We start from the raw sequence: 26,458 nt of genomic DNA on the forward strand, positions 1-26,458 counted from the left end.
ATTTTCATCAGGTCTCTGACGGCCGCGACAACGAGCGCCTCAACACCGACGCCGCCATTTATTGCCGTGAGACTAGAATTCGCCCGATAAATTCCGTGTGATGTCGACGTTGAGACCGCTAAGTATTCAAGTTATTTACATACGAACAAGCGTACGTCTTGACTGATGTCTTCGAGTTGACGATACTTGAGTTAGACCAACCGCGCACCCTTCAAGGGTGAAGGCGCAGGCTACTTCAAGCGAGGGAACATCATGACTGAGCAAGTTTTTGACATCAACCAGAATGTAGACATTTTCCGTGTGAACAGGGCTGCTGACCTTGAGAACGCACCGGGTCAGACTCAAAATGCTCGCCGTATTTCCGGCGTCAGCAAAGAGAACAGCGCGGCCGACAAGATCTGGTTCGGCAAGGTGCACACCGGCCCAGGTGAAGTATCGGATCCGCATCATCACGGTGAAGCCCAGACTGGCGGATACGTGCATAAGGGTCGCGGCTTCATTCGCTACGGCGAAGGCTACAGCCAGATCACTTACATGGAAGAAGGGGACTTTGTCTTCGTCCCGCCATTCATGCCACATATCGAAGGTAATGCCAGCAAGACCGAAGAGCTGGTCTGGATGACTACTCGTACCCCTGACAACATCGTGGTCAACCTAGAAAACCAAGAGATCGCGGATATCGAAATCGACTACCGCTCGTAGTTCAAAACGCAGTGAAGCCGTGATGACCAGCTGGTCATCACGGCTTCACTGCGTTTTGAGTGGTTTTCGTGACTGTCTTGGTTTGGATTCCCGACATTCACCTCCCATGGTCCCACGAGGTCTGAAGCCGGAATCTTGCGCTGCACAATCTGGGGACGTATAAAAGTGCTATGGCCTTGTTACCCGGATTAATGGGTACAAGGCCACGGCACTTCTTGCTTCTAGAACGACCGCGGCAGCCCCAGATGCTTTTCGCCGATGTTGTTTCGGATCATCTCATCGGTCAATGGGGCGAAGGTGTAAAGCCGTGCATCCCTGAAGTAACGCTGCATTGGAAGCTGCCGGGAGAAGCCCCATCCTGCCATGACGCGCATCCCGGCATCTGTTGTTGCCGCTGCGGCATCGGATGCTGCCAGCTTAGCCATGGCTGACCACGTTTGGTTCGTGTCTGGTCCTTCATCAGAAGTTGTCGCCGCTTTTTGCAGCAGTAGACGTGCGGATTCAATTTTCACGCTGCAGTCCACCAGGGAATGTTGCAACGCCTGGAAGGAGCCAATCTGGCGGCCGAAGGCTTCGCGGCTCTTCGCCCAGGAAACCGCGCAATCCAACGCGCCGCGAGCAATGCCCAGGGCTACCGCGGCGCCATTGAGCCGCTCTCCATTAAGGGTGCTCAGTACCTGGCGGAATCCCTTGTCTGCTTCACCGAGGATATTTGCCGCAGGGACGCGAACGTCTTCAAGGTAAACATCGCACTGTGCCAAGCCACGTATGCCCATGGTATCGATTTCCTCAGTGTGGATACCCGGCGTTGATCGAGGAACGAGGAACATGGTGATGCCATCAATCGCCGAGCGAGTGATTGGCGTGGTTCGGGCAAGGAGGATGATGTAGTCAGCATCCATGGCACCGCCGATCCATTTTTTCTGACCCGAGATTGAGTAGCTTCCGTCTTCGAGTTTGGTTGCATTGGTCATCATGGCGCGGGCAACATCCGTGCCGCCACCAGGTTCGCTCAACCCGAAGGACATTTTGGCGTCACCAGTATGTAGCGGCGCGAGGAATTGCTGTCGCTGTTCGGGATTCGCGTAGGAGTGCAGCAATTGCATGCCCATGTACTGGACCACCATGCTCACGCCAATGGATGTGGGGCCCGCGCCAAGTTCCTCAAGTACTACTGACTGCGCCGAATGCGACGGGCCTTCTCCGTTCAGATTCGCTCCTAGGCTAATGAGCCCGGCGCGTCCAATTTCTCGGTACATCTCGACATCGTATTTTTCTTCTTCATCAAATTTATTCAGACGTTCCGGTGTGGCCACGTCGGCAAGGAGTTCACGTACCTTGTTGCGAAGCTGTGCTAAATCATCCGATTCCATGATCGAGTCGGTTGCATGGCTGGAGAGCTGGTTCTGGATCATGGGCTTACTTCCGCTTGATCATGAAGCTGCTGTTGAAAGTCATGACTTCTGTGTCGTCCTGTTTGAGAACCGTGTATTCAATGCTCCAAATACCCACCCCGGGCTTTTTGGATTCGCGTGCAGTGGCTACTCGGGCTTCGACATGGATAGTGTCGCCAATGAATACGGGATTGTGCGCCCGTACCGCATCCAAGCCTAGCCACGCGATGACATTGCTGAAGTATCCGGTCTGCGTCATTAGTCCTAGAGCCAGTGACAAGGTCAGGGGACCGTGTGCAATGCGTTGACCAAATTGTGTCTCTGCCGCATATGTTTCATCTAAGTGAAGCGAGACAAGATCTCCGGTGAGACCTGCCCAATTCACTAGATGGGCATCGGTGATCGTCATGCCTGCACTATGGATGAGGTCACCTTCGACCAGTGCATCCCAGTGGTGATCAGGGCGCCCCTTGGGCGAAGCGGTGCTGGTGCCGGCTGCTTCATTGCGTTCGCTTGTCATTGCCATCCCATCCTTAGGGGTCGCGATCTTTTTCTCATGATTACATGAATTATTTCTCTTTCATACTAGACTAACGAACGCACGTTCGTATACTAGTAGTAATCACAAAGTGCATTGGAGGCGCGAAATGAGTGAAGCGACTATCGCTGAAGCACCGAAGGCGGAAGCCACGGTACATGAGCAACTGACAGAGAAGCTTGCAACTGCCCGTCTGGGTGGTTCGGAAAAGACCCGCAAGAAGATTGTGGATTCAGGCAAGCTTTTGGTCCGTGACCGCCTGCGTTTACTTTTCGATGATGAGAACTACATTGAAGACGGTCTGCTGGCTCGCTACGAAGATGGACTACCGGGTGACGCTGTAGTCATCGCTTTCGGTCGGGTAGATGGCCGCGAAGTTTGTGTCATCGCCAATGATTACTCGGTCAAGGCTGGCACTTGGGGCAATCGCACTTTCGAGAAGATCACTCACGCACAGGACAAGGCATTGGCTGCCGGTATTCCTCTTGTTTATCTCTTTGATTCTGCTGGTGCGCGAATTGATGAGCAGTTTGAGAGCTTCGCCGGACGCCATGCCTGGGGCAACATCTTCTACAACCAGGTACAGATCTCGGGACGAGTTCCACAGGTCTGTGCGCTGTTCGGCCCATCGCCAGCAGGATCGGCCTATGTGCCGGCACTGTGCGACATGACCATCATGGTGCGCGGACATGCAACTGCATACCTTGGCTCTCCTCGACTGGCCGAAATGGTCACCGGCGAAAAGGTCACCCTCGAAGAAATGGGCGGCGCGGAAATGCACTGCACCGTCTCCGGCCTGGGCGACGTGCTTGTGGAAAATGACGAAGAAGCACTGAATTCTATTCGTGTATGGCTCTCCTTCCTGCCAGCAAACTGGGAAACCCCAGCTCCCATTGCCCCAGCCATCGAACCACGCCCGGGGCGTACGCTAGAAGAAATTGTTCCATTGCGCGAAGCCGAAGTTTTCGACATGGAAGAATTCGTTGAATCTTTGGTGGATGAAGGCTCGTGGTTCCCGTACAAGGAATTATTCGCCCCGGAAATGCTTACCGGTTTCGCCCGGATCAACGGGCGTCCCGTTGGCTTGGTCGGCAACCAGCCAACACATATGGGCGGCTCGATCTTCCCCGATTCTTCGGATAAGGCAGCTCGCTTCATCTGGATCTGTAATGCCTACGGCATTCCAATCGTTTTCCTGGTGGATATCGCCGGCTACATGATTGGTTCCGAAGTAGAACGCCAAGGCATCATTCGTCACGGCGCGAAGATGATCTTCGCAGTCTCCGAATGCCGTGTTCCGCGCATCACCGTTCTGGTGCGCAAGGCCTACGGCGGCGGATACTTGGCGATGTCCGGTGCTCCGATGAACCCTGATGCAGTGATCGCCTTACCGACCGCACGTCCAGCCCTAATGGGCCCAGACGCAGCAGTCAATGGCATCTACTACAACCAGATCCACGCAATCGAAGATCCGGAAGAACGTCGTGCGTTCATCGCCGAAAAGCACGCCGAATACGCCGAGGGCATCGATGTGTTCAAGATTGCGAACGCCAACGCGGTCGAAGCGGTAGTGCCAGCCAACGACCTACGTGATGATCTAACCCGCCGTCTGGGTCTGTATTCAAAGCGGAAGACCGTACCGGTGCAACGCCGTCAAGCAGTAACTCCAGCCTAGGAGGTTGGTTAGATGATCAAGATTGTAGCTATCGTCCAGGCAAAAGAAGGACTAACTCGAGAACAATTCCTGCATGGCTGGAATATCGAGCATCCTGCCTACGTGCGCAAGCTTCCCGGGATTCGTCGTTATCGACAAAATCCAGCAATAGAGCACCGCAAACAGTGGCCCTTTAGCGGTATGGCTGAACTGTGGTTTGATTCGGTGCAAGATGTGAAGGTTGCTTACGCAGGACCCGAGGCTGAGGCGCTCTTTGACCACGAGAACGGTTTCCTTGAAAACGTTCAATGGTTCATCGCTGAGGAAGTTGAAATACCGCTAAGTAGTAACTGAAAATCACCAGAAAACATCCGGCGGCTGCCGGGTGTTTTCTGGTTATCGGTACACACATCGTTTTATGGCTGGCCCGTCATAATCATGCACATAGTTCGCACCCCCGCGAGCTGAACTATTCTTTCTCGGTAGGCCAAGCCCGCGCTTCCAACGTGCGAAGCGACGCTATTTCATTATCCGATTCCCGATCAGGAGGAATGTTATGGTCATGGTCCAAGCTCCCGAGCTGAACCAAGGTAGGTTGCATAAGAATTCGTTGGAGGGCTGGGGGAACGCGGTGAATAACGTTCACACGCACCTGTCTTTTCAAGATGACAGCGAGCGAGACTTTTCCGGCGTGATGGCCACCTCAGCATTCGGCGAACTCAGAGCATGCCGTTTCACAAGTACCGCGCTGACAGCCTCGCGGACCAAAAGGGATGTATCGCTCGGAACCGAGGGAACCACCATCATGCTGTGGCAGTTTCGGGGAACGAGTATTGCCCGGCAGGCGTCCAATGAAGCGGTGCTGTCACCGGGTACAGTGGCATTTCTAGATTTGGATACACCTTACGAAGTGCGTTGTAGTGAGGGATATGGCCAGATGGTGATTCACATGCCCTCCGAAGCGTTTCTCGGAAAACTTCAAGCACTGGGTATCAGGCGGGATCACCGCGGAATGTCGTTACCTGCAAATCCTCAAGCCATGCCATGGCTTGCATTTCTCGGTGCGGCTTTTAGCCAGGCTCAGGTCTCCAGCGATGGTCTGTTGAATACCATGTATACCCCAGCACTCGAAGCCATAGCCTCCATTGCGGGGCTCGCGGTAGGCACGCGTATAGATGAATCAAATACGTCGCTTCTCGTGAGTGCTGCCGAACGAATCATTAGGGAACGCTATTGGGATTCGGAGTTCACTGCTGATGCTTTAGCCCGTGAGCTGTGTGTTTCTAGGCGTACACTTTTCCGCGCGTTTGATGAAACCCAACAGAGCTTCTCGGCGATACTCCAGGAAGTCCGGCTGTCGACCGCAGCGAAGTCCTTGGCGCACCCGGCCATGTCCCTGACCCTTGAAGGAGTGGGCAGAACTGTCGGATATTCGTCCGCATCAACTTTTTATGCGCGTTTTCGCGAAAAATTTGGAGTCTCTCCCGGTGCGTACCGCCGTCGGTTTACAACAGTTGGCACTGTATTGGAGAGAAGCTGACACCAAACCGAAACTAGCGCTTCATTGAGCCCCATAGTGTGAACACAAGAGATCAGAAGTGATCACAGTCACATGTTTGAAAGGTCGGAAATGAAAGCTCTAGTTCTCACGGAATTCAAGAAAAACCTAGAGGTTCTTGAAATGCCGGACCCAGCGCTGGGCAGCACGCGTGATGTTATCGTTCGAGTCGAGGCAAATGGGATCTGTCGCAGCGACTGGCACCTATGGATGGGTGACTGGGACTGGATCGGGCTGAAGCTCGAACTGCCACACATTATGGGACATGAATTTGCCGGAGTCATCGAGGCTGTTGGTTCCGATGTTAATCGATACAAGGTAGGGGACAGGGTTCTTGTTCCGCACGCTCATGGCGACGGAGTATGCGAATACTGCCTCAACGGGCAACAGAACGTGTGCGAACACGTCACCTTCGCGGGCACCAACTACTGGGGCGGCTACGGTCGATACGTCAACGTTCCAGACGGCGACCGTAACCTGATCCGTCTGCCGGAGAACGTAAGTTTTGAAGCCGCAGCCGGATTAGGCTGCCGTTTCATGACTGCCTTCCACGGTGTAGTCGACCAGGTTGCCGTCAGGCCCGGCGAATGGGTATCGGTGCATGGTTGCGGCGGTGTCGGCCTGTCGGCAATCCATATCGCGGCGGCTTCAGGCGCCCAGGTGATTGCGGTGGATATCAATGAAGAAGCGCTTGCGCTAGCCAAAGGCCTTGGAGCAGTGGCGACGGTTAATGCCAAGGATGGCGACGTTGTGGAACAGATCCGCGAACTAACTAGCGGTGGCGTCCACGTTGCCGTAGATGCCTTGGGTATCGCGGCTACTTGCCAGGCCGCTGTGAATTCGTTGCGTAAGCGAGGGCGAATGCTACAGGTCGGTATGACCTCCAACGCTGAAGCCGGAATGATCCCGCTACCCATCGACAGCATTGTTCTGCAGGAGCTGCGGATTATTGGGTCGGCAAATATGCCTGTAGGTCGGTACCCAGACATGATGCGCATGGTTGAAAGTGGAACGTTGAATCCGGGAGAGCTGATTACCAACCGCGTAGGCATCGAAGAAGCTGGCGACGTTTTGATGTCCATGGGTGAGTACCGCGGTGCTGGCGTATCAGTACTGAACCGCTGGTAGAAAAGGAGCAATGACATCATGCAGATGATAATTAATGGACAAAAATCAGATTCGGCATCGGGTAAGACCATTGATGTTCTCAATGTTGTTACCGGAGAACTGATCGATACAATCCCTGCTGGCAATGCACAGGACGTTGAAACCGCCTTGGCAGCGAGCCGAATAGGGGCAAGCCAATGGGCAGCAGTACCTGCACACCGTCGGTCCCAAATCTTGTTGGACTTTGTCGGGTTGGTCAACGCGGAAATTGAAGAACTCACCGTCTTGCTCGCCGGCGAGAGCGGCAAGGTGCTTGGACATTCACGAAATGAAATCGACACGGCGCTGAGGATTTTCACTGGCTATGCCGAAGAAACCAAGCGGCTATTCGGCGAGGCAATCCCCTTGGACGTGCAACCGGGTCTAGAAGGCGACCTCATGGTGACTCGTCGGGAGCCACTGGGAGTGGTGGCTGCGATACTCGCCTTCAACTTCCCCGTTGAACTCTATGCACAGAAGGTCGGGGCAGCACTGGCCGGAGGCAACGCGGTAATCGTCAAGCCGCCCGAGGACGATTCGCTAACCTGTATCCGGTTGACTGAACTGTTGCATCAGGCGGGAGTCCCAGGCGCTACCCTCCAGGTGCTCACGGGCAGGGGCGCCGAAGTGGGTGCTCCACTGTCTTCCAGCGACCGAATCGATGCGGTGAGCTTTACCGGTAGCAGCGCGGTTGGAACCGCAATCGGCGAGGCTGCCGCTCGGAATTCGGTCCGCGCATTCCTTGAGCTCAGTGGCAATGACGCATTTATTGTGTGCGAGGATGCGGATGTAGATCTTGCAGTGGCGCAAGCGGCGATGGGCCGGCTATACGGCAACGGCCAAGTCTGTGTTGCGACCAAACGAATCATGGTGGCCGAAGCGGTCTTCGACCAGTTCATGGACAAGCTTGTTTCCGCGGTCGAAGGGAAGAAGCTGGGGGATCCTACTGATCCGCAGACCGAGGTTGGGCCATTGATCAACGAACGAGCGGCACAGGGCGTCGAGCAGCAGGTGAAACAGGCGATTTCTGAGGGAGCGAAGCTGCGCTTGGGTGGAGCCCGAAAGGGGGCCATTATGGAGCCAACAATTCTGGAAATTGATGAAAATGTAGGAATTGCCCGAGACGAAGAAATTTTCGGACCTGTTTTCGCGGTGCTGAAATTCTCGGGAACTGACGAGGCCGTAAGCCTTGCGAATGCCTCGTCTTATGGACTTGGTGGCGCGGTCTTTAGTGCCAACGTCACTAAAGCGTTTGATGTCGCGTTGAAGATGCAGACTGGCATGGTCTCGATCAATGGTGGCAACTGCTATCGACCGGATCTCAGTGCCTTTGGCGGCTATAAAAAGAGCGGTATCGGACGTGAAGGATTCCATTACACCCTGGAAGAAATGACCCAGATTAAGAGCATCGTCTTACGCGGAATCATGCCAACCGCGTAGGCCAATCTGGCCCACAAACTGCAAAGCGCTGTCGCATATCTCGGTCGGGACGAGAATTGCGGTGGCGCTTTGCCATTTTCAAAAGTGCCTTTCTCCACGATGTCACCAACTCGAAGAGCGTGTGGCACGAATTCGGAGGATCTCGCCGATAGGCGAATCTACTGTAATAGCTAAGAGGAAAAGTGATCACAGTCACATGTGCTGAAACTGAGGAAGTATGTCCATAATGCTACGTCTGCAAGATAAGAAAGTACTCGTCACCGGCGGAGAAACCGGCATCGGGCGAGCTGCCGTGGAGCTTTTTGTCGCCGAAGGCGCACAGGTTCACATCATTGGGCTTAACGCGCACGAGCTCAACTCGGTGGCCACCATGTTGGGCACAGATCGAGTGAGCACATCGCTGGCGGATGTGACAGATGAAGCAGCACTTTGCATGGCAATTGAACAGGGAGCAACAAAGCTCGACGGCTATGACTTCATCTTCGCTAATGCCGGTATCGGCTGCGAGGTGAAACCGATCATTGAGCGAGACTCTGAGTCATTCCGAAAAGTTTTGGATGTGCATGTAATGGGTGCATTTCACACGCTTAAGCACGGCGCGCCGAAGCTCGCTGATGGTGGAAGTATTGTGATCACCTCAAGTACTGCCGGGCTGGCCGGCTATGAAAATACGGCACCATATGTCGCAGCGAAACACGCACAAATCGGCTTGATGCGCACCGCGTGCAAGGAGCTAGCCCCGCGGAAGATTCGTGTTAACACGATCAACCCGGGGCCCACCCAGACGGCTCTCCAAGATGGGATTGCTACACAGGCTACCGGCCTAAAAGATGCTAAAGCCGCCGCGCAAAGCATCGCTGAAGGCATTCCGCTAGGAAGATACAACACCCCGCAGGAGATCGCCGAAGGTGCGCTCTTCTTAGGTTCCGACGCATCACGCTCAATTACCGGTACAACATTCGTTATCGACGGTGGCTTCCTCAGCTAGTTCGTGGTCCAGAGCCTGAGCGCCGAGCTCACGGAGAAGCATTGCCACCACAGCACCCAATAATTCAATGGAGAAGAAAATGAAAAATCTACGTAAGCTCGCTGCAGCAGTCGCCGTTGCAGGCCTGGCTCTTGTCGCCACCGGCTGTGCCAGCACTGCCGAGACTAGCGCCGCTCCTCAAGCGAGCCTTGATGGCGCCACCGAATTCGGTACCGGAAATATGGAAGATTTTTGCCCGGACGAGCCAATGAAGGTCGCCTACGCCAAGGGGAGCAATAACTCGTGGACGCGTATCACCCTTGCCGAGATGCGTCAGGAGGCGGCCAAATGCGAGAACATCACCGAGGTACTGTTCACCGATGCCCAGGGCAATCAGCAACAAGCGATCTCAGACATCAATGGCTTGGTAGCGCAAGGTGTGAAAGCGATCGTTGTGCAGCCAGAATTTGGGCAAGCCCAATTGCCGTCATTGCGTGCAGCACATGATGCAGGAGTCGGAGTTGTCACGCTCATTTCTAACGCTGGAGGCAACGTAGGCGTCGATTATGCCGATGCAGTGCTCGAAGATACCGATGCGTCCGGTCGAGATTGGGTGCAGTGGCTGGACAAGACGATCGGTAAGGGCACCGTCGGGTTCCTTGGCGGCACACCTGGCGCAGCATCCAGTGCTCAGTTCTTTGACGGAGTGAAGAAAGCAATGGTCGATTATCCCGACCTGAAGCTGGTTTCCGACTCCGTGATCGATACCAACTGGGAAGCGGGTCAGAAAAAGCGAGTGGTGTCTGGCCTACTGGCGCAGCATGGTCGCATTGACGCCTTCATTACAGACTTTGGCCTGCCAGACACCGGTGTTATTGATGCCTATAAAGAAGCCGGACTCGAACTGCCTGCCATCGCAACGAACGCGACGGGCAACGCAAACGGTTGCCAGTGGAAGGAAGAGAACTACGACTTCCTAGGCCTTGAAGAAACTACGACTTTCGGTCGCATCGCCTTACGCAAAGCCGTAGCAGCCGCGCAAGGACTCGAAAACCCGGAGCCATCGGTAGTGCGTATCCCGACCATTATCGATACAACTGCTGGTAAGAACCCGAAGTGTGAACCAAGTCTGCCTGCAGACGTAGACCTGACCTCGTCATTGAGTGTTGAAGAATTGAAAGCGATCTTCAAATGAGTACCGGAGCGCATACGATGAGTCCCGAAACCGGGGAGATCTTGCTCGGCACGGTGCTAAAGGCTAGCAATGTCACCAAAACCTATCCCGGTGTTGTCGCCTTGAATAACGTTGAACTTGAGGCCTTCGCGGGAGAAGTCCACGGTATCGTTGGTGAGAACGGTGCCGGCAAGTCCACCTTAATGGGCGTAGTTTCAGGTGCGGTGAAACCCGATCAGGGAAATGTTGAAATTGCCGGGCAATCGTTGGTTCCCTTTGATCCTGATACTGCCCGCAGTCTTGGACTGGCAATGGTCAGGCAAGAGCCCGCACTGCTTCCCGATCTGACGGTCGCGGAGAACTTGTACTTGGGCACACCACAACTGATGCGCCCGAGCATATCTCGTCTTGGCGCATGGGCTCGCGAAATTCTGTCGCGTTGGGACCCAAACTTCAAACTTGATCCAGCGCTGCGAGTAGAGCAACTACTACCAGAGCAACGATTTATCGTGGAGATCTGCCGTGCCTTCGCTTCGAAGCCAAAGGTATTGGTTCTTGATGAACCAACGGAGCACCTAGCGGCCGCAGACGTGCGCATATTGTTTCAACATATTCGTCGCATTGTTGATGAAGGCGCGTCCGTCATCTACATTTCACATCGTATTTCTGAGGTTAAAGAGATTTCGCATCGAATCTCGGTGCTGCGTAATGGTGAATCCAAGGGCACTCATCAGGCAGAGGATTTGAACGAGCAGGACATCGTAGACCTGATCGTGGGGAGGGTGCTGGAAGCGACCTTTCCACCTAAGCCAGAACGTCTTGATAGTTCAGTGACACGACTGGCTGTCCAGGGCTTACGGGGCGCACAATTCTCCGGCGTTGAGGCGCAGGTGGCGGCCGGTGAAATCCTCGGTCTTGCTGGGATCGATGGCAACGGGCAGCGTGAATTCCTACGTGCGCTCGCCGGAATAGGCAAATGCACGGGGGAGGTCCTCGTCGACGGCAAGGGTGCTTCCTTGCGGTCCTCTGCTGCAGCCGCCAGCAGTGGCATTGCCTATGTTGCCCCTGATCGCCATAGGGAAGGAATCTTTGCCGGACTGGGCATTCGAGAGAACATTGCTTCTCGCGTACTTCCGCATTTCGCGGTGGGAGGCTTTGTTTCTGCTCGGTCTGAGGCGGGCGTGGTCCGTCAGATGGCAGAGAAGTTCAATGTGAGGACTCCTCACCTAGAAACGGATATTGCGGCGTTATCGGGTGGAAATCAACAGAAGGCGGTGCTCGCCGGAGCTTTCGCTTCCAACCCACAAGTGCTCTTGCTTGATGAGCCAACTCAAGGTGTGGATGTTGGTGCTCGAAGCGAAATTTACTCACTGATTCGCGCTCGTGCAGCAGAAACAGGAATGGCGGTGATAGTCCTTTCCTCTGATGCGAAAGAACTCGAGGGGCTCTGTGACCGGGTTCTGGTTTTTTCTCGCGGGAGCGTCGTCAAGGAACTTTCCGGCGCAGAAGTCCGCGAGGACGCGATCACCGATGCAGCGCTTAAAGCAACGAGTGTTCGCGAAAAGGTAAACCGCGGCGAACACCGAATCAGTGCCTGGCTGGCGGGGGACATGGCTCCCGTTGTCTTGGTCGGCATTGCGCTGATTGCCTTAGGTCTAGTCGCTCAACTGGTGAATCCACTATTTCTGAGCGAACGAAGCATCTCGACGCTATTGATGATGTCAACAACGTTGATCTTTGCTTCCTTAGCTCAAAATCTGGTGCTGTTGGTTGGTGGAATAGATCTTTCGGTGGGGCCCTATATGGGGCTGGCTGTAGTGGTGCTTTCTTTCTTCTTGGTCGATGGCACGAGCGGGGGAATGCAGTTGCTTGGTTGGGCGCTGTTGCTTCTAATGCCGGTAGTCTTGGGCGTGGTCAACTGGATGCTCAGCGACGTCGGCGGGATCCATCCGATGATTGCTACGTTGGTAACCTATATGGCACTGCAAGCGATCGCCTTGATCCTGCGTCCAGTGCCAGGCGGCACCATCAGCCGAGGAATTACCCAGCCATTGGGTGCTGCTATAGGTCCCATTCCGTTGTTGTTTATTCTGGCTACGCTGGTTGCGATCATCCTCTCATGGTGGATCAGCCGTACCCGTGGTGGCATCGCATTGCGCGCCGCCGGTTCTGATTCCGCACTCGCACAGGTAAACGGACTGACTCCGCGGCTTACGAGGCTGTTTGTTTATGTTGGTGCCGCATTATTGGCTTCGCTGGGTGCCGTTACGTTGATGGTTCAGCTTGGCTCCGGAGATCCTTCGGCAGGCACCACTTACACCCTCTCGTCCATTAGTGCCGCGGTGATTGGCGGCGCAAGCCTGCTGGGTGGACGCGGTACTTTCCTTGGCGCCTTCCTAGGTGCCTTACTCATTCAGACAGCGATGTCTGTCACCACATTTGTGGGGTTGGACTCGGCATGGCAGCAGTTTCTTCTCGGAGGACTGACGATTATCGCCGTTGCCGGGTATTCCAGAAGTCGGCAAATGGCGAAAGTTGAGGCGCGATAATAATGGCTACCGAATTCCCAGAGGGTGTTTTGGCTACTTCTCCATCTCAACAGAGGCCGGCGATTGGCAAAGCTCCGTTCAAAATGCCAGCGTATTTTCCGATTCTTGTGTCAACTATCGCGCTAGTGATTATCAGTGCACTGATTTCTCCGCGCACCATGAGCCCTATTTCGCTTTCGGCGATGTTGCCGTTCGCGGCTATTTTGGCAGTTGCAGCGGTCGGCCAGACCTTAGTTGTGCAGCAACGAGGCATCGATCTGTCTGTCGGAGGCACTATCTCCTTGGCAGCAGTATTGGTTGCCGCCGGGCCAGTCAAACATCAGATTCCTACACTCCTGATGGTGGTCATCGTTCTATTGGTGTGTGCTGTGGTCGGCTGGGTGAACAGTTTGCTGGTCACCCGGCTGATGATTACCCCGCTGGTCGCAACGCTGGCTATCAATGCCGTGTTGGTTGGTGTCGTATTGCTCTACACCGGAGGGTCAACTGCGGCAACTCCGGATGGGTTGAGCAATTTTGTCTCATTCAAGATCCTCGGGGCCCCAACTCTGTTGTGGCTTAGTATCCTCCTAGTGATCATCCTGGCAGTCGTTGCAAGCAAGACCGTATTCGGACGGCAATTCGTCCTTTCGGGTGCTAACCCTGCTACCGCGATCACTAATGGAATTAAAGTAGAGCGGAACGTAGTGCTCGCCTACGTGCTGGCTGCAGTATGTTATGGCGTAGCGGGGATTTTCCTTGCCGGCTATCTGCAGAATGTCACCGCCTCGGCAGGCAACTCGTACCTGATGTCGGTGATCGCTGTCGTCATCGTCGGGGGAACCCCGCTGACGGGCGGGCGCGGAACCATTATTGGCACCGCTATCGCTGCACTCTTTATGTCTCAACTGATTCAGTTAGTGCTTACACTGGGTGCACCTACTGCTACACAGATGCTGATTCAAGCGATTGCGATTTCCGTAGCGGCAATCCTCGGTGCTGTCCGCGGGGGCAAAAACAAACGCAAGAAATCAGCGAAATCCAAGGCAGCTGCCTGACATTTGAGCGCCATAAGTGGATGGCCCAACTACTGCGCGGAATTGGGGATCAGATGACCGGGAGCTCCTCGCGCTGGTCTCCATTTTCCCGTGCACTTTTACTGAAACGTAATGATCGAAATTGTCTTGCATCACACTGAAATAGACACTAAAGTCATTAACAAACGAACGCTTGTTCATATTCTGATCTGAACCCACACTCGTGGTTGAACGATTGGCCAAAAGCTAGGAGAAGACATTGCGCACCATTGGAGATTGGGTTCGGATAAATTCCCGTAGGTACCCAACGCGCGAGGCTCTCGTGAGCTACGACGGTCGGCTGACCTATGCGGAGCTCGGTGAAAGAACCTGGCAGTTAGCGCGAGGGCTTCAAGGCCTAGGCGTTGAAGCTGGAACAAACGTCGGTGTCCTGGGATCAAATACCCTTTTCAACGCCGAGATGTTCTTCGGTGTTGCCACGTCCGGAGGTTGCTACGTTGCCTATAACTGGCGCTGGGCCACCCAAGAGCTGGCTAACGGAATTAAGGAAACCGGAGCCGCCGTCATTTTGGTCGAAGCACAGTTTGAGCAGAAGGCGTTGGAAGCATTAGAGATCCTCAGCCGAACCGAGGAAGTGCTGCCCAAACTTGTAGTCGAAGGCTCTCGTATTGATGCACTGCGCGTGGGGACTGGAGTTTTTGAAGACCCTACAAGTTTAGAGAGCCCTCTGTGCATCATTTACACCGGTGGAAGTACTGGAACCCCCAAGGGTGTGGTTATTTCGCACCGGGCGGCGGGAGCCAACGCGATCAATGAAATGTATGACTGCCAAATGGGTTCCCGGCCAAACGAGCGAGGTCTGATCCTCACCCCGTTCTTCCACTCGGCTGCTTTGCTCTGCTGGCTTGTGCCACACTTCATTTCGGGTTCTACGAGCGTCATAGCCGAGAAGTTTAATGACGAACTGATTGTCGACCTTGTTGAACGAGAGAGTGTCACTAATACCTTCCTCATCCCGAATATGATGCGCAGACTGAGTCAGAGCGGTGTTTTTGAAACACCCGGATTCAACAAGAGCATGCGGGCCATTCACACCGGTGCCGGTCTATTGCGAATGCCGGATAAAGACCTCTTTGCCAGCAAGCTGCCCAATGCAGATCTGTTCTACCGCTACGGCCTGACCGAAGCAGGACCGATGGTGACCCGGCTATTACCTGAAGATATGTATGACCCAGCGGTTGATGGGTCCATCGGAGCCGAATATTTGCTGTCGGAGGTCCAGCTGCAGGACTTAGACGGCAACGAAGTGCCCACGGGAGAACTCGGCGAAATCTGTGTCAAGGGCCCATCGCTGATGACCGGCTACTATGGCCGCCCCGACGCTACTGCGGATGCTTTCCGTGGCGGGTGGCTGCACACCGGAGACCTCGCGGTAAAGGACGAACGAGGATTTATGTTCTTCCGCGACCGGCTCAAAGAAATGATTAAAACCGGTGGTGAAAACGTGTACTCGGCAGAAATCGAACAGGCCTTGTACTTGCATCCGGCAGTTCTCGAAGCAGTAGTAGTTGGCGTTCCTGATCCCAAATGGGATGAAGAAGTCCGAGCAGTTGTTGTGCTGCGGGATGGAGCCGGTGCCGGTTATGCGGAATTGACCCAGCACCTTCGAGGCCAGCTAGCAGGGTACAAAATTCCGAAACAGATCGTTTTTGTCACCGCGGAGGAACTGCCTCGTTCCGCAGCAGGAAAATTGGTCAAAGCACAACTCAAAGCGAATCTCGGCTGGGTCAGCTAAAGCAAAGGACTCAACGTTATGGAAAGGGCTGATGTGCTCAAGCGGATCACCTATCTAGAGAAAAAACACGATCTTGATTTTGCAGATTTCAGTTCGCATTGGCGGACCACGCACGCTGACATTGCCAGGGACTTGCCCGGTGTTGCCTGCTACCTGCAAAATCACGTGCACTTAGCGGAGTCTCCTGAGTCGGCAACGGAGCCGTTTCGCATAGACGGCATCGTGGAGTTATGGTTCCACGAACCAGATGTTGTCTCCGCGGCCAGCGATTCGGATGTTGCGGACCGGCTGATCATTGATGAGCAGCGATTCCTCGCGGGGTTGACCGGCGGTCCGGTGCACTCGGCGGAGCCGCACGAGCCTTGGCCGTACAAGCTCTGGGTGCTGGGGCATTGGTCAGAAAACACGGACAATTCGGATGCCGTGCATGCGTGGGCCGAGTCATTGAGCGCATCCCTTCACCGCCATCTGGGGATAAACATCAATGAGCTGGAATCAGCGGAAGATTTGCTGATTCGGCAAGCACTACGCCATGAGCCTCGGATTCCGCAGGTGGCTTTGGCCTTTGGATTCACCTCTCTAGAGGACGCGCAGGAGGCGTTGCCTCAGGTACGCAGTGCCCTAGGCGCGCTGAGCCACGTGGCCAATGCCCACCTTTATCTGGGTAGTGAAGAGATCATCGTTGCGCCGGAGCTTGCGTCCTAATTCCTGGGTAGCGAAATCGACACCGAACGAAGAATAACGAGTTGTGGCCCTCTCAAATTTTGAGAGGGCCACAACTCGTTATTGCCATTGCAACTAAACGATGGCTTATTAGATCTTTGCGTGTGCGCCAGGAAGGCCTGGAACTCCTTGATGAATTCCAGAAGTCACCAAATACTGGATATGCGCCGCGGTTTCGCTGAGTGCGAGACGGAACTGGAGACGCCCTAAGGAATCCCAGCCTCGTGACCAGGTTAGCTTGCGCGCTACCTCGTGCACTGACGGAGCACCAGCTTCCAAGACCCGCAGCACCTCGTCCGAACGCGACTGAATGTGTTCACGCAGGTCATCGGCACGATCTGCCACCCCGCGGAAACGGTATTCGTGAGCAGGCGCGACCTCGTAGTGATTATTCTGCGCAATACGCCTCAGCGATTGAATGTTTTTGCGCAGAGGGTCGGTGTCTCCGCGGATCTCTAAGGAAACATTCGGGGAAATCCGTGGCAGCACGTGGTCTCCAGCGAGGACAAGGCTTTCGGAATCGTTCCAGAGGCAGATATGGCCGGGGGTGTGTCCCGGAGTTGCCGCGATCCTAAGTTTTCGTCCTGCGACGTCCAGAATCTGATCGTCCTGGAGCCTGAGATCGGGGTCAGCTAGATTCTTCATCAGCATCAACCCTTCGATGCTCATTGCACCTTCGGCACGACGGTCGTAGGGAACTCCCCAGACCCCCATGCGTTCGCGGTCGGCTTGCACCTCCGCCTCAGCATCCGTGAAGTCGGTGATGTAGCGCCGCTCGTCTTCGCCCAAGGCAATCCAAGCCCCGGAAGCTTTCGCGAGACGAGCCGCCATGCCTAGATGGTCATGGTGGAAATGGGTGGCGATGATGCCCGTAATTTCGGTCATCCCAATATCAGCTCGGCGTAGCGCCGCCGCAATTTGCGCCTGGCCCTCATCGCTATCAAACCCGGGATCGATAATTATGCACTGCTGGTCATTGATCAGGGCGTAACAGAGCGTGTATCGCATAGGGTTTTCCGGGAAAACCACGGGGATGCTGAATAGGCCTGGGCGTACTTCTTCAATCGGTGGAAGCACCTTGTCTATCCACGCCTGCTTTTGCGCGACGCCGGTGATTTCGATTCGACTACTACCCATGATCTCTAGCCTTCGTGATTATTGAATAATGAGAAGAGCTTAGTTGCCCCACCATCGATCAGCATGTCCGTACCGTTGATGTTCCGCGCGTCATCCGAGATGAGGAAGTTAACCATTGCTCCGATTTCCTCAGGCTGAATGATGTTTTGCGTTGGTACGCGCCGGCGCACCTGCGCGCGGACTTCATCGATGACCATAGGCGTATCAACTACTCCGGGGCAGATATTGTTGACGGTGATCCCGGTTCCCCAGAAGTCTTCCAACAATGAACGAGTCAAGTTGGCCAAGCCGGCCTTTGACGCCGCGTAGCTGGGATATGGGTACCCGGTAGTCCCGGCGATGGAGGCAATATTGACGATACGGCCCCAGCCGTTTGCTGTCATTGGTCCGGCGAATTCCTTGATCAACAAAAACGGTCCGACCAGGTTGATGTCGATGGCCCGCCGGAAGGAATCACCATCGCTGTCCGCCAGATATTTGCGGTCTAGGATGCCCGCCGCATTCACCAGCACCTGGACTTGGCCAATCGTGCGTTCGATTTCCTGGCGCAGAGCCGAAATCGCAGATTCATCGGTGACATCAGCGGCGAAGGCTGTGGCCGTGCCACCGTTGGAAATAACTTCTTGTGCGGCAGCCTGGCTGCGTTCTAAATCTAGGTCCACGCAGATGACGTGGTGGCCTTGTGCTGCGAGTCGTGCGTTGATGCCCTTGCACATGCCCCCGCCGGCGCCGGTGACTAAGACATTGAGTGATTTATTGACCATGGGTTTTCGTCCTTTGAATAATAAAGTGGAAGGTTGGCAAAGTCCTATAGGGTGCGGGAATCCAAGCGCGGGTAATCTGTGTAGCCGCGCTCTGTGCCGCCATAGAGACCATGAGAGTTGAGCTCGGCTAATGGCGCGTTAAGCCGGAACCGTTCGGGAAGGTCTGGGTTGGATATGAACAGACGGCCAAAGCCGACCAAGTCTGCGACACCGGATTTAATGAGTTCTTCGGCCGACTCTTTGTCATGCCCACCGGTGACGATGACGGTGCCATCGAAGTGTGCGGCAAGTTCCTTGGTGGGAATTGAGTTATCGGATTTTGCGGCATTGGTTGCCCCGGCGATGCCCGGCTCTACCAAGTGGAGATAGGCCAAGGAATAGCTGTTAAGCCGGCGAATCACGGTGGAGAACAGGGTGCGCTTATCTGAATCGATAGCATCCATCCAGTCCGAGGATGGTGAGAAACGAATGCCGACCTTGTTGGCTGGTAGCTGTTCGGTGACCGCGTCCAAAACCTCGAAGAGGAAGCGCATGCGATTTTCCAGTGAACCGCCGTATTCATCGGTTCGGAAATTGATTCCGTCATCCAGGAATTGCTCTATGAGGTATCCGTTGGCACCGTGCAGCTCCACCCCGTCAAAGCCGGCCTTGGCGGCATTCGCTGCAGCGGTTCCAAACGCTTGCACGATCTCTTTGATCTGTTCGGTCGTTAATTCTCGGGGTGTTTCATAGGGGATGCGTCCCTCGGGGGTGCGGTAGGAAAATCCCTTGATAGCTACCGGGGATGGGGCCTGGGGTGGTAAACCGTCTGGTTGTACACTCGAATGGGACTGGCGTCCTACATGCCATAACTGGCAGTACACCGCGTTGCCTTCGCGATTACTGGCCTCGACTACCGGACGCCACGCGTTGATCTGCTCATCGGTGAATAAACCGGGAACGTTGGCATAGGCGCTGGCTTGCGGGGTGACGACGGTGCCCTCGGCAATGATCAAGCCTGCACCCGAACGTTGAGCATAATATTCACGCATCAACTCGGTGGCCGAGCCGTCCGAGGTGGCGCGGCTGCGCGTCAGTGGAGGTAGTACGATGCGATTTTCGATGTGCCGATCTCCGAGGCGAACCGGGTGGAAAAGACGAGAATCAGACATGGTCGGCAATCCTTCTAGTTACTTACGAACGTTTGTACGCTATTCTGAGTCTTACGGAGTTGTGTTTTGTTGTCAACGGTTTACCGGACTCTGGAAATTCAACAAAGATTCGTTAAGCTGGAACAAATCTATATTCAGGGGCGAGAAAATGGCTGGGACGACAGAGCGCAACAGTGCTCAGGTAATCAGGGATGAAGCTGCGAAACTCTTCTTCGAGCGAGGGTATGACGCGACAACGCTTCGCCAAGTAGCATCAGCTGCTGGCTTGAAGGTTGGAAGCCTTTATAACCACATCACCAGCAAGGAAGATCTGCTGCAGCAAATCATGGGCAGCGTGATCGATGAATTGCTCGAACGCGTGCAGGCCAGTGTCGCCGCGGTGACTTCAGGGGATCCGGTCGACCGGCTTCAGGCCGCGCTTGCCGGGCATATTACCTTCCATGCCGAACGTGCCCAACAGGTATTTATCGGTAACGCGGAGTTGCGCTCACTGCCGGAGGCTGCCCGTGACGATGTGGTGAAAAAACGCGCCGAGTATGAGCTATTCCTTGCCGCCTTGGTTGATGAAGCGGGGGAGGCAGGTCTGGCCGAGGTGATCGATTCAAAGATTCACGTCTATAGCTTCGTGGCTCAGGCAACCCACGTAGCTGGCTGGTATCGGCCAGGCGGACGCTTGGAATTGAGTGAAATTGTGCGGATTTATACGCGTCTGGCACTGCGTGAACTCAATGTGGTTGATGCGGATGTGCGCGCACTTGGCGCCGCGGTCTCGCAGTAGCCCTGTGCATAACTGAATTTCCTCCACACCAATGCGCCGCAGATATTGCGGCGCATTGGTACTTTATGCCCCAATAACCCGTTCCCCGTTGTGCTGAGCGCAGGTAGTTAAAGGCGGTAAAAGAAATACCTCAAAAACAATGGCGTACGAACGCTCGTTCGTGTTATCGTAATCTCAATGAAGAAACGCGCAGATAACGGACCGGATGCAGTCTGTGCGCCTGGCCGATCTAGAGAACGGGATTATCGATATGAAGCTGGCAACCATTCGCACGGCGCAGGGGAACACGCTTGCTCGTGAATCCGAAGGGGAGCTATTGCTCTACCCATTCTCGGACGTGGGTGCCTGGCTTCAGGCAGGTTCGCCAGAACTCGTTGACGGAGAAGAGACCGCGCGGCTTAGTGCCGAGTCCGCAGATTTTGCTCCTGTCGTTCCAGCCCCGGGAAAAATTGTGTGTGTCGGGTTGAACTACCGCGAACACATCCTGGAAATGGGACGCGAGCTGCCCGAGCGCCCCACCTTGTTCGCCAAGTACCCGGACGCGCTGATCGGAGCAAACGATCCGATCATCCTCCCTCCCGGATCGGAGGCTGTGGACTGGGAAGCGGAACTGACCATCGTTCTCGGAAGTACCGTGTCCCGGGCGAGCAGTGACGAAGCGGCGGCCGCAATCGCAGGATATACGGTGGCCAACGATATTTCCGCACGCGACTTCCAGCGCTTCACCCCGCAATGGCTTCAGGGTAAAACTTTTGATGACACCACCCCGTTGGGCCCCTATGTAGTCACCGTCGATGAGCTGGGGCTAAACCCGGATCTGCAACTGGATTGCGTAATTGATGGAAAGACCAAGCAATCCTCGCAAACCGCGGATTTAGTCTTCGACCCCACCGAATTAGTCCGTTACATTTCCCAGATCACCACGCTTCGTGCCGGAGACATCATCCTCACTGGAACCCCGGGAGGCGTAGGCGACGGACGCAGCCCCAAAGAATTCTTGACCGAAGGCAGCACCGTAACCACCTCGATCACCTCGATCGGTACCTGCACCAACACCTGCGCTACTCGCTAAAGCAGAGATGACAACTTAGGAGAATCATGTTCAGCAAAGTATTGATCGCCAACCGTGGCGAAATTGCTACCCGAATCGCGCGTAGCTGCAAACTGTTGGGTATCACGTCTGTCGTAATCCACTCGGAAGCAGACACGCACTCAATGCATGTACGAGTTGCCGACCAAGCGGTCAACCTCGGCGATGGCCCGGCGGCAGATAACTATTTGAACATCCAGGCAGTCATCAAAGCCGCACTGGACTCCGGTGCCCAAGCAATCCACCCGGGTTACGGTTTTCTCTCGGAGAATGCCGAATTCGCCGAGGCGGTCCAGGCTGCCGGACTGGCATTCATCGGGCCAACTGCCGAGGCAATCCGCACCATGGGCGGAAAAATTGCGGCACGCAAGGTGGCTGTCGACGCGCAGGTGCCACTGGCGCCGGGCTCTGACGGACCCATTAACTCTGCCGATGACGTTGAAGCCTTCGGCGAGCAGCACGGTTACCCGGTATTGGTGAAGGCCTCCGCCGGTGGCGGCGGACGTGGAATGCGCCGAATCAACTCGCTGTCCGAGGCCCGCGAGGCATTCGACTCAGCGGTGCGCGAGGCCACTGCGGCATTCGGCAACGGTGAAGTTTACCTGGAGCGTTATCTGACGCGTGCCCGCCACGTAGAGGTGCAGGTCTTCGCCGACAAGCACGGCAACACCGTCTACGTCGGTGACCGCGACTGCTCCGTGCAGCGTCGTCACCAGAAACTCATCGAAGAATCCCCGGCTCCGGGACTGTCCAGCCAGATGCGGCAGGCAATGGGTGAAGCCTCGGTGCGACTAGCTAAGCACGTCGGGTATGTGGGCGCCGGCACCGTGGAATTCATGGTGGAAGACGACAAGTTCTATTTCCTTGAAATGAATACCCGCATTCAGGTGGAACACCCGGTCACCGAGATGGTTCATCAGGTTGACCTGATCTCAGAACAGATTCGTGTGGCTTTCGGTGAGCCGCTTTCCATCGAAGGAAATCTGGTTGCCACCGGCGTGGCCATCGAAGCACGCATCAACGCCGAAGACGTTGCCGGCGGATTATTCCTCCCAGCCCCGGGAAAGATCGACAACCTGGTTATTCCGACGGGTGAAGGTCTGCGCTTTGATGGTGGATATGCCAGCGGTGACACGGTCATTCCATTTTATGATTCGCTGGTCGGAAAACTCATTGCTTACGGTCCAACCCGTGAAGTTGCCATCGAGCGGTTGCTCGGCGCACTGCGCGAGTTGAAAGTCGATGGTATCGAGACCACTGCACCAGCGTCTATCAAGGTGCTCTCCCACGAGGACTTCCGCAACGTCGAATTCTCCACCCTGTGGCTGGAAAACTCGGTCAGCTTCGAAGAAGAAGAGGAAGCGGACCGCTCCAACGTTGAGTTCGGCGGACGCTACTTCATTATCCCAACCTTCAGCGATTACGGTACTGGCGGTGGCGGCTACGGCGCGGCCGTGGCTCAGGATCCCGGATCTGCTCAGGCTGGATCCGGCCGCAAGGCAGGCGGGGCAAAACGTGCCGTAGTCAGCGATGGCTCGATCAAGACTCCAATGCAGGGTACCATCGTGAAAATCAACGTAGAACCTGGCGCCCAGGTGTCCAAGGGTGAGGTGCTCTTCGTATTGGAAGCCATGAAGATGGAAAATCCGCTCAAGGCTCCATTTGATGGAATCGTTGGCGACTTCGAGGTTCAGGTTGGCGATTCCATGGCTGCCAAGACCGTGCTGACTCAGGTCACCGCGGGGGTGGCGGCGTGAAACCATACCGTTCACTGCTCTTCGTCCCAGGCCACAAGCGCACTTGGATCGACAAAGCCCTGAATTCGGCCGCAGATGCAATCATTATTGACCTGGAAGATTCGGTTCCCGAAGCCGACAAGGCTCTCGCTCGGAGCAACGCGGTGGAAGCCCTAGCGGCTCACGATGGCTCCAAGGGAATTCTGGTGCGTCCCAACGCATTGGATACCGTCCACTTCGGCAAGGATATTGCCGCGGTGACCCACCAGAACCTGACCGCGTTCCTGTTGCCCAAGCTGTTCTCCCGAGATGACGTGGTGCGCTTTGATGCTCTGGTGACCGCGGCAGAGCTGGACCACTCAATCGCCCGCAACACCGTGGAACTGGTTCCATCCCTTGAAACTGCAGCATCCATTTCCAAGGTGGACGAGATCCTTGCTGGCCCACGGGTTGGCGGCGTGATGGCCGCGGCTGCGAAAGACGCTGATGTCTCCCGTGAAGTCGGTTTCCGTTGGACCGCGCAGGGTCTGGAAACTTTGTATCTGCGCAGCAAGGTGGTGGTTGCGGCTCGCGCCGCCGGAATTCGCACGATCGTGTTAGGTCTGTGGCAAGAGGTGCACAACCTGGAGGGGATGCGCACTTTTGCCGAGGACAACAGCGGTCTCGGTTACAGCGGCCAGGTCATCATCCACCCTTCCCACGCCGCGGTGGCCAACGAGGAATACGGGCTGACCGACACCATTCGGGATTACTACACAGGCCTGGTGGACGCCTTTGAAGAAGGCCAAAGCCAAGGACACGGTGCCGTCATGTATCGCGGAGATCATATCGACTTGGCGCACGCCAACCACGCGCGAGAAGCTCTCGCGTTCGCAAGCCTCTAAATATTGGATTTTGAAAGGAACTAGCCATGGCTGGAATGTATTTTGAAGATTTTGTTATTGGAGACGTCATTCGCCACGCGGTCACCCGCACGGTGACCGAGACCGACAACTTGCTGTTCACTACGCTGACTATGAATGTGCAGCCATTGCATCTGGATGCGGAGTTCTCCAAGGACTCGATCTACGGACAGCAGATCGTCAATAGCGTCTTTACCCTCGGTGTAGTCACCGGTGTTCCGGTGCAGGAAACCACCTTGGGAACCACCTTGGGAAATCTTGGTTTCCGTGACATCGAGTTCCCCAAGCCGGTGTTTATTGGCGACACCTTGCGCGTCGAAACCGAGGCACTGGATACCAGGGTCTCCAAGTCCCGGCCGGATACCGGACTAGTCGGCATTGAACACCGTGGCTACAACCAGCGAGACGAATTGGTCTGCGTGGTTCGCCGCACTGCTTTGATGAAGCGTCGTGAAGGCGCTGAACTGCAGGAAGCCACCAACTAGCACCTTACGCGGGAGTCTGAACTCCAACGCAAGACGCACATTCCCAATCGGGAATGTGCGTCTTGTCGCGCCTAAAAGTATAGGTCAAGCGTGCCTTTCGTAGATTTTTAAAGTCTGAAAATTTTGCCGAAAAACTATTGAAAATCCTGAGATATCTGTCACACTAGATTTAGTCGTACGAACGCTCGTTCGTTAAACGGCACATCGTATCTGAGAAGGACCAACCGCAAGTGGCGGGTTCACAACTTGTATCGATGGTGGCAGAAGCGCTGTCATCAACATGACGAGATCAGGTATTCCCGAACTTCAAGGAGTTAGAAACCATGTCCAATGTGGTGAACCCAGCCCAACCGAACGACACCGTTCCCGGCGCGGAAGTAAATGACGAAATCGTCTTTGATCCCAAGACCTCGCGCCGCGCCGTCGTCAGTGGCACCTTTGGTACCGCCTTAGAGTGGTTTGACTTCGCCGTCTACGGAACACTGTCGGCCACCGTATTCCCAATACTATTCTTCCCAGGTTTTGATGCCAACACCGCTGTGTTGGCATCGTTCGCCACCTTCGGTGCTGGCATGGTCGCTCGACCATTGGGCGGAATCATCTTCGGTACGCTCGGTGACCGAATCGGTCGTCGAGACGTCCTGATGATCACTTTGGTCCTGATGGGCATTTCATCGGTAGCCATTGGTCTGCTGCCAACCTACGCGACCATTGGGTTCGTCGCGCCGCTGTTATTAGTAATCCTGCGCTTCTTGCAGGGCTTCGCACTCGGCGGAGAATCTACCGGTGCTCAAGTTCTGGTGGTTGAGCATGCCCCGCATGGCCGGCGCGGCCTTTATGGTGGATTCTTAGCCACTGGTTCACCTCTTGCGCAGAGCTTTGCGTCCCTGACCCTCACCGGTTTGGCACTATTCCTCTCCGAAGAAGCCTTCAACTCATGGGGCTGGCGAATCCCGTTCCTCATGGGCGTCTTCCTACTAGTTGTAGGTGTCTTTATTCGACGCCGCCTAGAAGAAACTCCTGCCTTCAAAGAAAATCAGCGTAAGGCGGCTGCGGAAGCAATCCCGCAGGAACGTGCTTTGGCAGTCCTAGTCAAGCGTCCGCTGACGGTTATCCGGTTGATCGGTGCTTGTGCGGCCATGGCCGCACTGTTCTGGATCTGCGTGACCTACGCGGTGAACTACCTGACCTCGATTCTGGGCTACGACAATTCGGTCACTTTCGGGATTCTCCTCATCGCAAATGTCATCTCCATCCCTGCGGCAATCTTTGGTGGATGGGCCAGCGACCGGATTGGGCGCAAGAAGACCTTCCTGCTCGGGTTGGTACTCCAGGCCATCGCTGCGGCAACATTGTTCCCCATTATGAACTCAATGAACTTGGTAGCCACCACCGCGATCATTGCCGTGGCATTGTGCGGGATCCAAATCAATGCCGGAACCCAGGCCGCGTTCTTCGCTGAGTCGCTGCCAACGAGCATGCGCTACACCGGTTCGGCTCTGGGCATGACCTTCGGCGGGTTGATCTTCGGTGCTCCGATTCCGTTCATTGCGGCCTGGATCTTCCAGAACACCGAGAACGGCACCGTAGCGTTGACGACCATCGCCCTGTCGATTGTGGCGCTGTCAATGATCGCTACGCTGACACTGCCAGAGCGGTTCAAGCAGCAGCTGCATGAGGTGAACTAGCCTGACCCAGTTAGGCAGCTAATCATTCGGAATACATAGCTATGGCCGGGAATCACGAACCGTGATTCCCG

At 55.2% G+C, this 26,458-nt stretch carries 23 protein-coding genes; 18 read left to right on the top strand and 5 right to left on the bottom strand.

Annotated elements, in window-relative coordinates:
- The first annotated feature begins 252 nt into the window (after positions 1-252).
- Positions 253-702 (top strand): cupin domain-containing protein, encoded by a 450-nt coding sequence (locus tag VJ369_RS14015; RefSeq protein WP_324092684.1) that lies wholly within the window; start codon positions 253-255, stop codon positions 700-702.
- Between the two features lie 221 nt (positions 703-923).
- Here the strand turns inward: VJ369_RS14015 and VJ369_RS14020 are convergent, their stop codons facing one another.
- Both VJ369_RS14020 and VJ369_RS14025 read right to left on the bottom strand, forming a co-directional pair.
- A complete protein-coding gene (locus tag VJ369_RS14020) occupies positions 924-2,117 on the bottom strand; it encodes an acyl-CoA dehydrogenase family protein (RefSeq protein WP_324092685.1) in 1,194 nt (397 codons plus the stop codon).
- 4 nt (positions 2,118-2,121) lie between these two features.
- Positions 2,122-2,616, bottom strand: a complete 495-nt coding sequence (locus VJ369_RS14025; protein ID WP_324092686.1) for a MaoC/PaaZ C-terminal domain-containing protein — start codon at positions 2,614-2,616, stop codon at positions 2,122-2,124.
- A gap of 127 nt (positions 2,617-2,743) precedes the next feature.
- Here VJ369_RS14025 and VJ369_RS14030 point away from each other — a divergent pair, with 127 nt between their 5' ends.
- From VJ369_RS14030 to VJ369_RS14080, 11 genes are all read left to right on the top strand, one after another.
- On the top strand, positions 2,744-4,309 hold the full coding sequence (locus VJ369_RS14030; protein ID WP_324092687.1) for an acyl-CoA carboxylase subunit beta: 1,566 nt from the start codon (positions 2,744-2,746) through the stop codon (positions 4,307-4,309).
- Between the two features lie 12 nt (positions 4,310-4,321).
- Positions 4,322-4,642, top strand: coding sequence for an EthD family reductase (locus VJ369_RS14035; RefSeq protein WP_324092688.1), 321 nt, complete (start codon positions 4,322-4,324; stop codon positions 4,640-4,642).
- Between the two features lie 208 nt (positions 4,643-4,850).
- On the top strand, positions 4,851-5,828 hold the full coding sequence (locus tag VJ369_RS14040) for an AraC family transcriptional regulator (protein WP_324092689.1): 978 nt from the start codon (positions 4,851-4,853) through the stop codon (positions 5,826-5,828).
- 90 nt (positions 5,829-5,918) lie between these two features.
- Positions 5,919-6,974: a zinc-dependent alcohol dehydrogenase family protein gene (locus VJ369_RS14045; protein WP_324092690.1), complete on the top strand. Its 1,056-nt coding sequence runs from the start codon at positions 5,919-5,921 to the stop codon at positions 6,972-6,974.
- Positions 6,975-6,992: 18 nt separating this feature from the next.
- Positions 6,993-8,432, top strand: a complete 1,440-nt coding sequence (locus tag VJ369_RS14050; RefSeq protein WP_324092691.1) for an aldehyde dehydrogenase family protein — start codon at positions 6,993-6,995, stop codon at positions 8,430-8,432.
- Between the two features lie 217 nt (positions 8,433-8,649).
- Entirely contained in the window at positions 8,650-9,420 is a 771-nt protein-coding gene (locus VJ369_RS14055) for an SDR family oxidoreductase (RefSeq protein ID WP_324092692.1), read from the top strand.
- A gap of 79 nt (positions 9,421-9,499) precedes the next feature.
- Entirely contained in the window at positions 9,500-10,594 is a 1,095-nt protein-coding gene (locus VJ369_RS14060; protein ID WP_324092693.1) for a substrate-binding domain-containing protein, read from the top strand.
- Entirely contained in the window at positions 10,591-13,122 is a 2,532-nt protein-coding gene (locus VJ369_RS14065) for an ATP-binding cassette domain-containing protein (RefSeq protein WP_324092694.1), read from the top strand. Before VJ369_RS14060 ends, VJ369_RS14065 begins: the two co-directional genes overlap by 4 nt.
- Before the next feature lie 2 nt (positions 13,123-13,124).
- Positions 13,125-14,159 carry an ABC transporter permease gene (locus VJ369_RS14070; RefSeq protein ID WP_324092695.1) on the top strand — a complete coding sequence of 345 codons (1,035 nt, stop codon included), beginning with the start codon at positions 13,125-13,127 and terminating at the stop codon, positions 14,157-14,159.
- Positions 14,160-14,397: 238 nt separating this feature from the next.
- Positions 14,398-15,933, top strand: a complete 1,536-nt coding sequence (locus VJ369_RS14075) for a class I adenylate-forming enzyme family protein (protein WP_324092696.1) — start codon at positions 14,398-14,400, stop codon at positions 15,931-15,933.
- Positions 15,934-15,951: 18 nt separating this feature from the next.
- Positions 15,952-16,638, top strand: a complete 687-nt coding sequence (locus tag VJ369_RS14080; protein WP_324092697.1) for an EthD domain-containing protein — start codon at positions 15,952-15,954, stop codon at positions 16,636-16,638.
- A 108-nt stretch (positions 16,639-16,746) separates the two neighbouring features.
- Here the strand turns inward: VJ369_RS14080 and VJ369_RS14085 are convergent, their stop codons facing one another.
- The 3 genes from VJ369_RS14085 to VJ369_RS14095 are packed head-to-tail and all read right to left on the bottom strand — an operon-like array spanning position 16,747 to position 19,708.
- A complete protein-coding gene (locus tag VJ369_RS14085) occupies positions 16,747-17,793 on the bottom strand; it encodes an MBL fold metallo-hydrolase (RefSeq protein WP_324092698.1) in 1,047 nt (348 codons plus the stop codon).
- Positions 17,794-17,798: 5 nt separating this feature from the next.
- Entirely contained in the window at positions 17,799-18,557 is a 759-nt protein-coding gene (locus VJ369_RS14090; protein WP_324092699.1) for an SDR family NAD(P)-dependent oxidoreductase, read from the bottom strand.
- Between the two features lie 44 nt (positions 18,558-18,601).
- Positions 18,602-19,708, bottom strand: a complete 1,107-nt coding sequence (locus VJ369_RS14095) for an alkene reductase (RefSeq protein ID WP_324092700.1) — start codon at positions 19,706-19,708, stop codon at positions 18,602-18,604.
- 148 nt (positions 19,709-19,856) lie between these two features.
- Between VJ369_RS14095 and VJ369_RS14100 the strand changes: the two genes are divergently transcribed.
- The 6 genes from VJ369_RS14100 to VJ369_RS14125 all read left to right on the top strand — a co-directional run bounded on the left by VJ369_RS14100 (position 19,857) and on the right by VJ369_RS14125 (position 26,387).
- Complete coding sequence (locus tag VJ369_RS14100) at positions 19,857-20,486, top strand: TetR/AcrR family transcriptional regulator (RefSeq protein ID WP_324092701.1); 630 nt, start codon at positions 19,857-19,859, stop codon at positions 20,484-20,486.
- A 205-nt stretch (positions 20,487-20,691) separates the two neighbouring features.
- Positions 20,692-21,558: a fumarylacetoacetate hydrolase family protein gene (locus tag VJ369_RS14105; protein ID WP_324092702.1), complete on the top strand. Its 867-nt coding sequence runs from the start codon at positions 20,692-20,694 to the stop codon at positions 21,556-21,558.
- A 26-nt stretch (positions 21,559-21,584) separates the two neighbouring features.
- Complete coding sequence (locus tag VJ369_RS14110; RefSeq protein ID WP_324092703.1) at positions 21,585-23,333, top strand: acetyl-CoA carboxylase biotin carboxylase subunit; 1,749 nt, start codon at positions 21,585-21,587, stop codon at positions 23,331-23,333.
- Entirely contained in the window at positions 23,330-24,196 is an 867-nt protein-coding gene (locus VJ369_RS14115) for a CoA ester lyase (RefSeq protein ID WP_324092704.1), read from the top strand. Before VJ369_RS14110 ends, VJ369_RS14115 begins: the two co-directional genes overlap by 4 nt.
- Positions 24,197-24,222: 26 nt before the next feature.
- Entirely contained in the window at positions 24,223-24,699 is a 477-nt protein-coding gene (locus VJ369_RS14120; protein WP_324092705.1) for a MaoC family dehydratase, read from the top strand.
- 323 nt (positions 24,700-25,022) lie between these two features.
- Positions 25,023-26,387, top strand: a complete 1,365-nt coding sequence (locus VJ369_RS14125) for an MFS transporter (RefSeq protein WP_324092706.1) — start codon at positions 25,023-25,025, stop codon at positions 26,385-26,387.
- The last annotated feature ends 71 nt before the right edge of the window (positions 26,388-26,458 follow it).

Origin of the sequence: Glutamicibacter sp. (genome assembly GCF_035257265.1) — a bacterium.
GTDB lineage: Bacteria > Actinomycetota > Actinomycetes > Actinomycetales > Micrococcaceae > Glutamicibacter.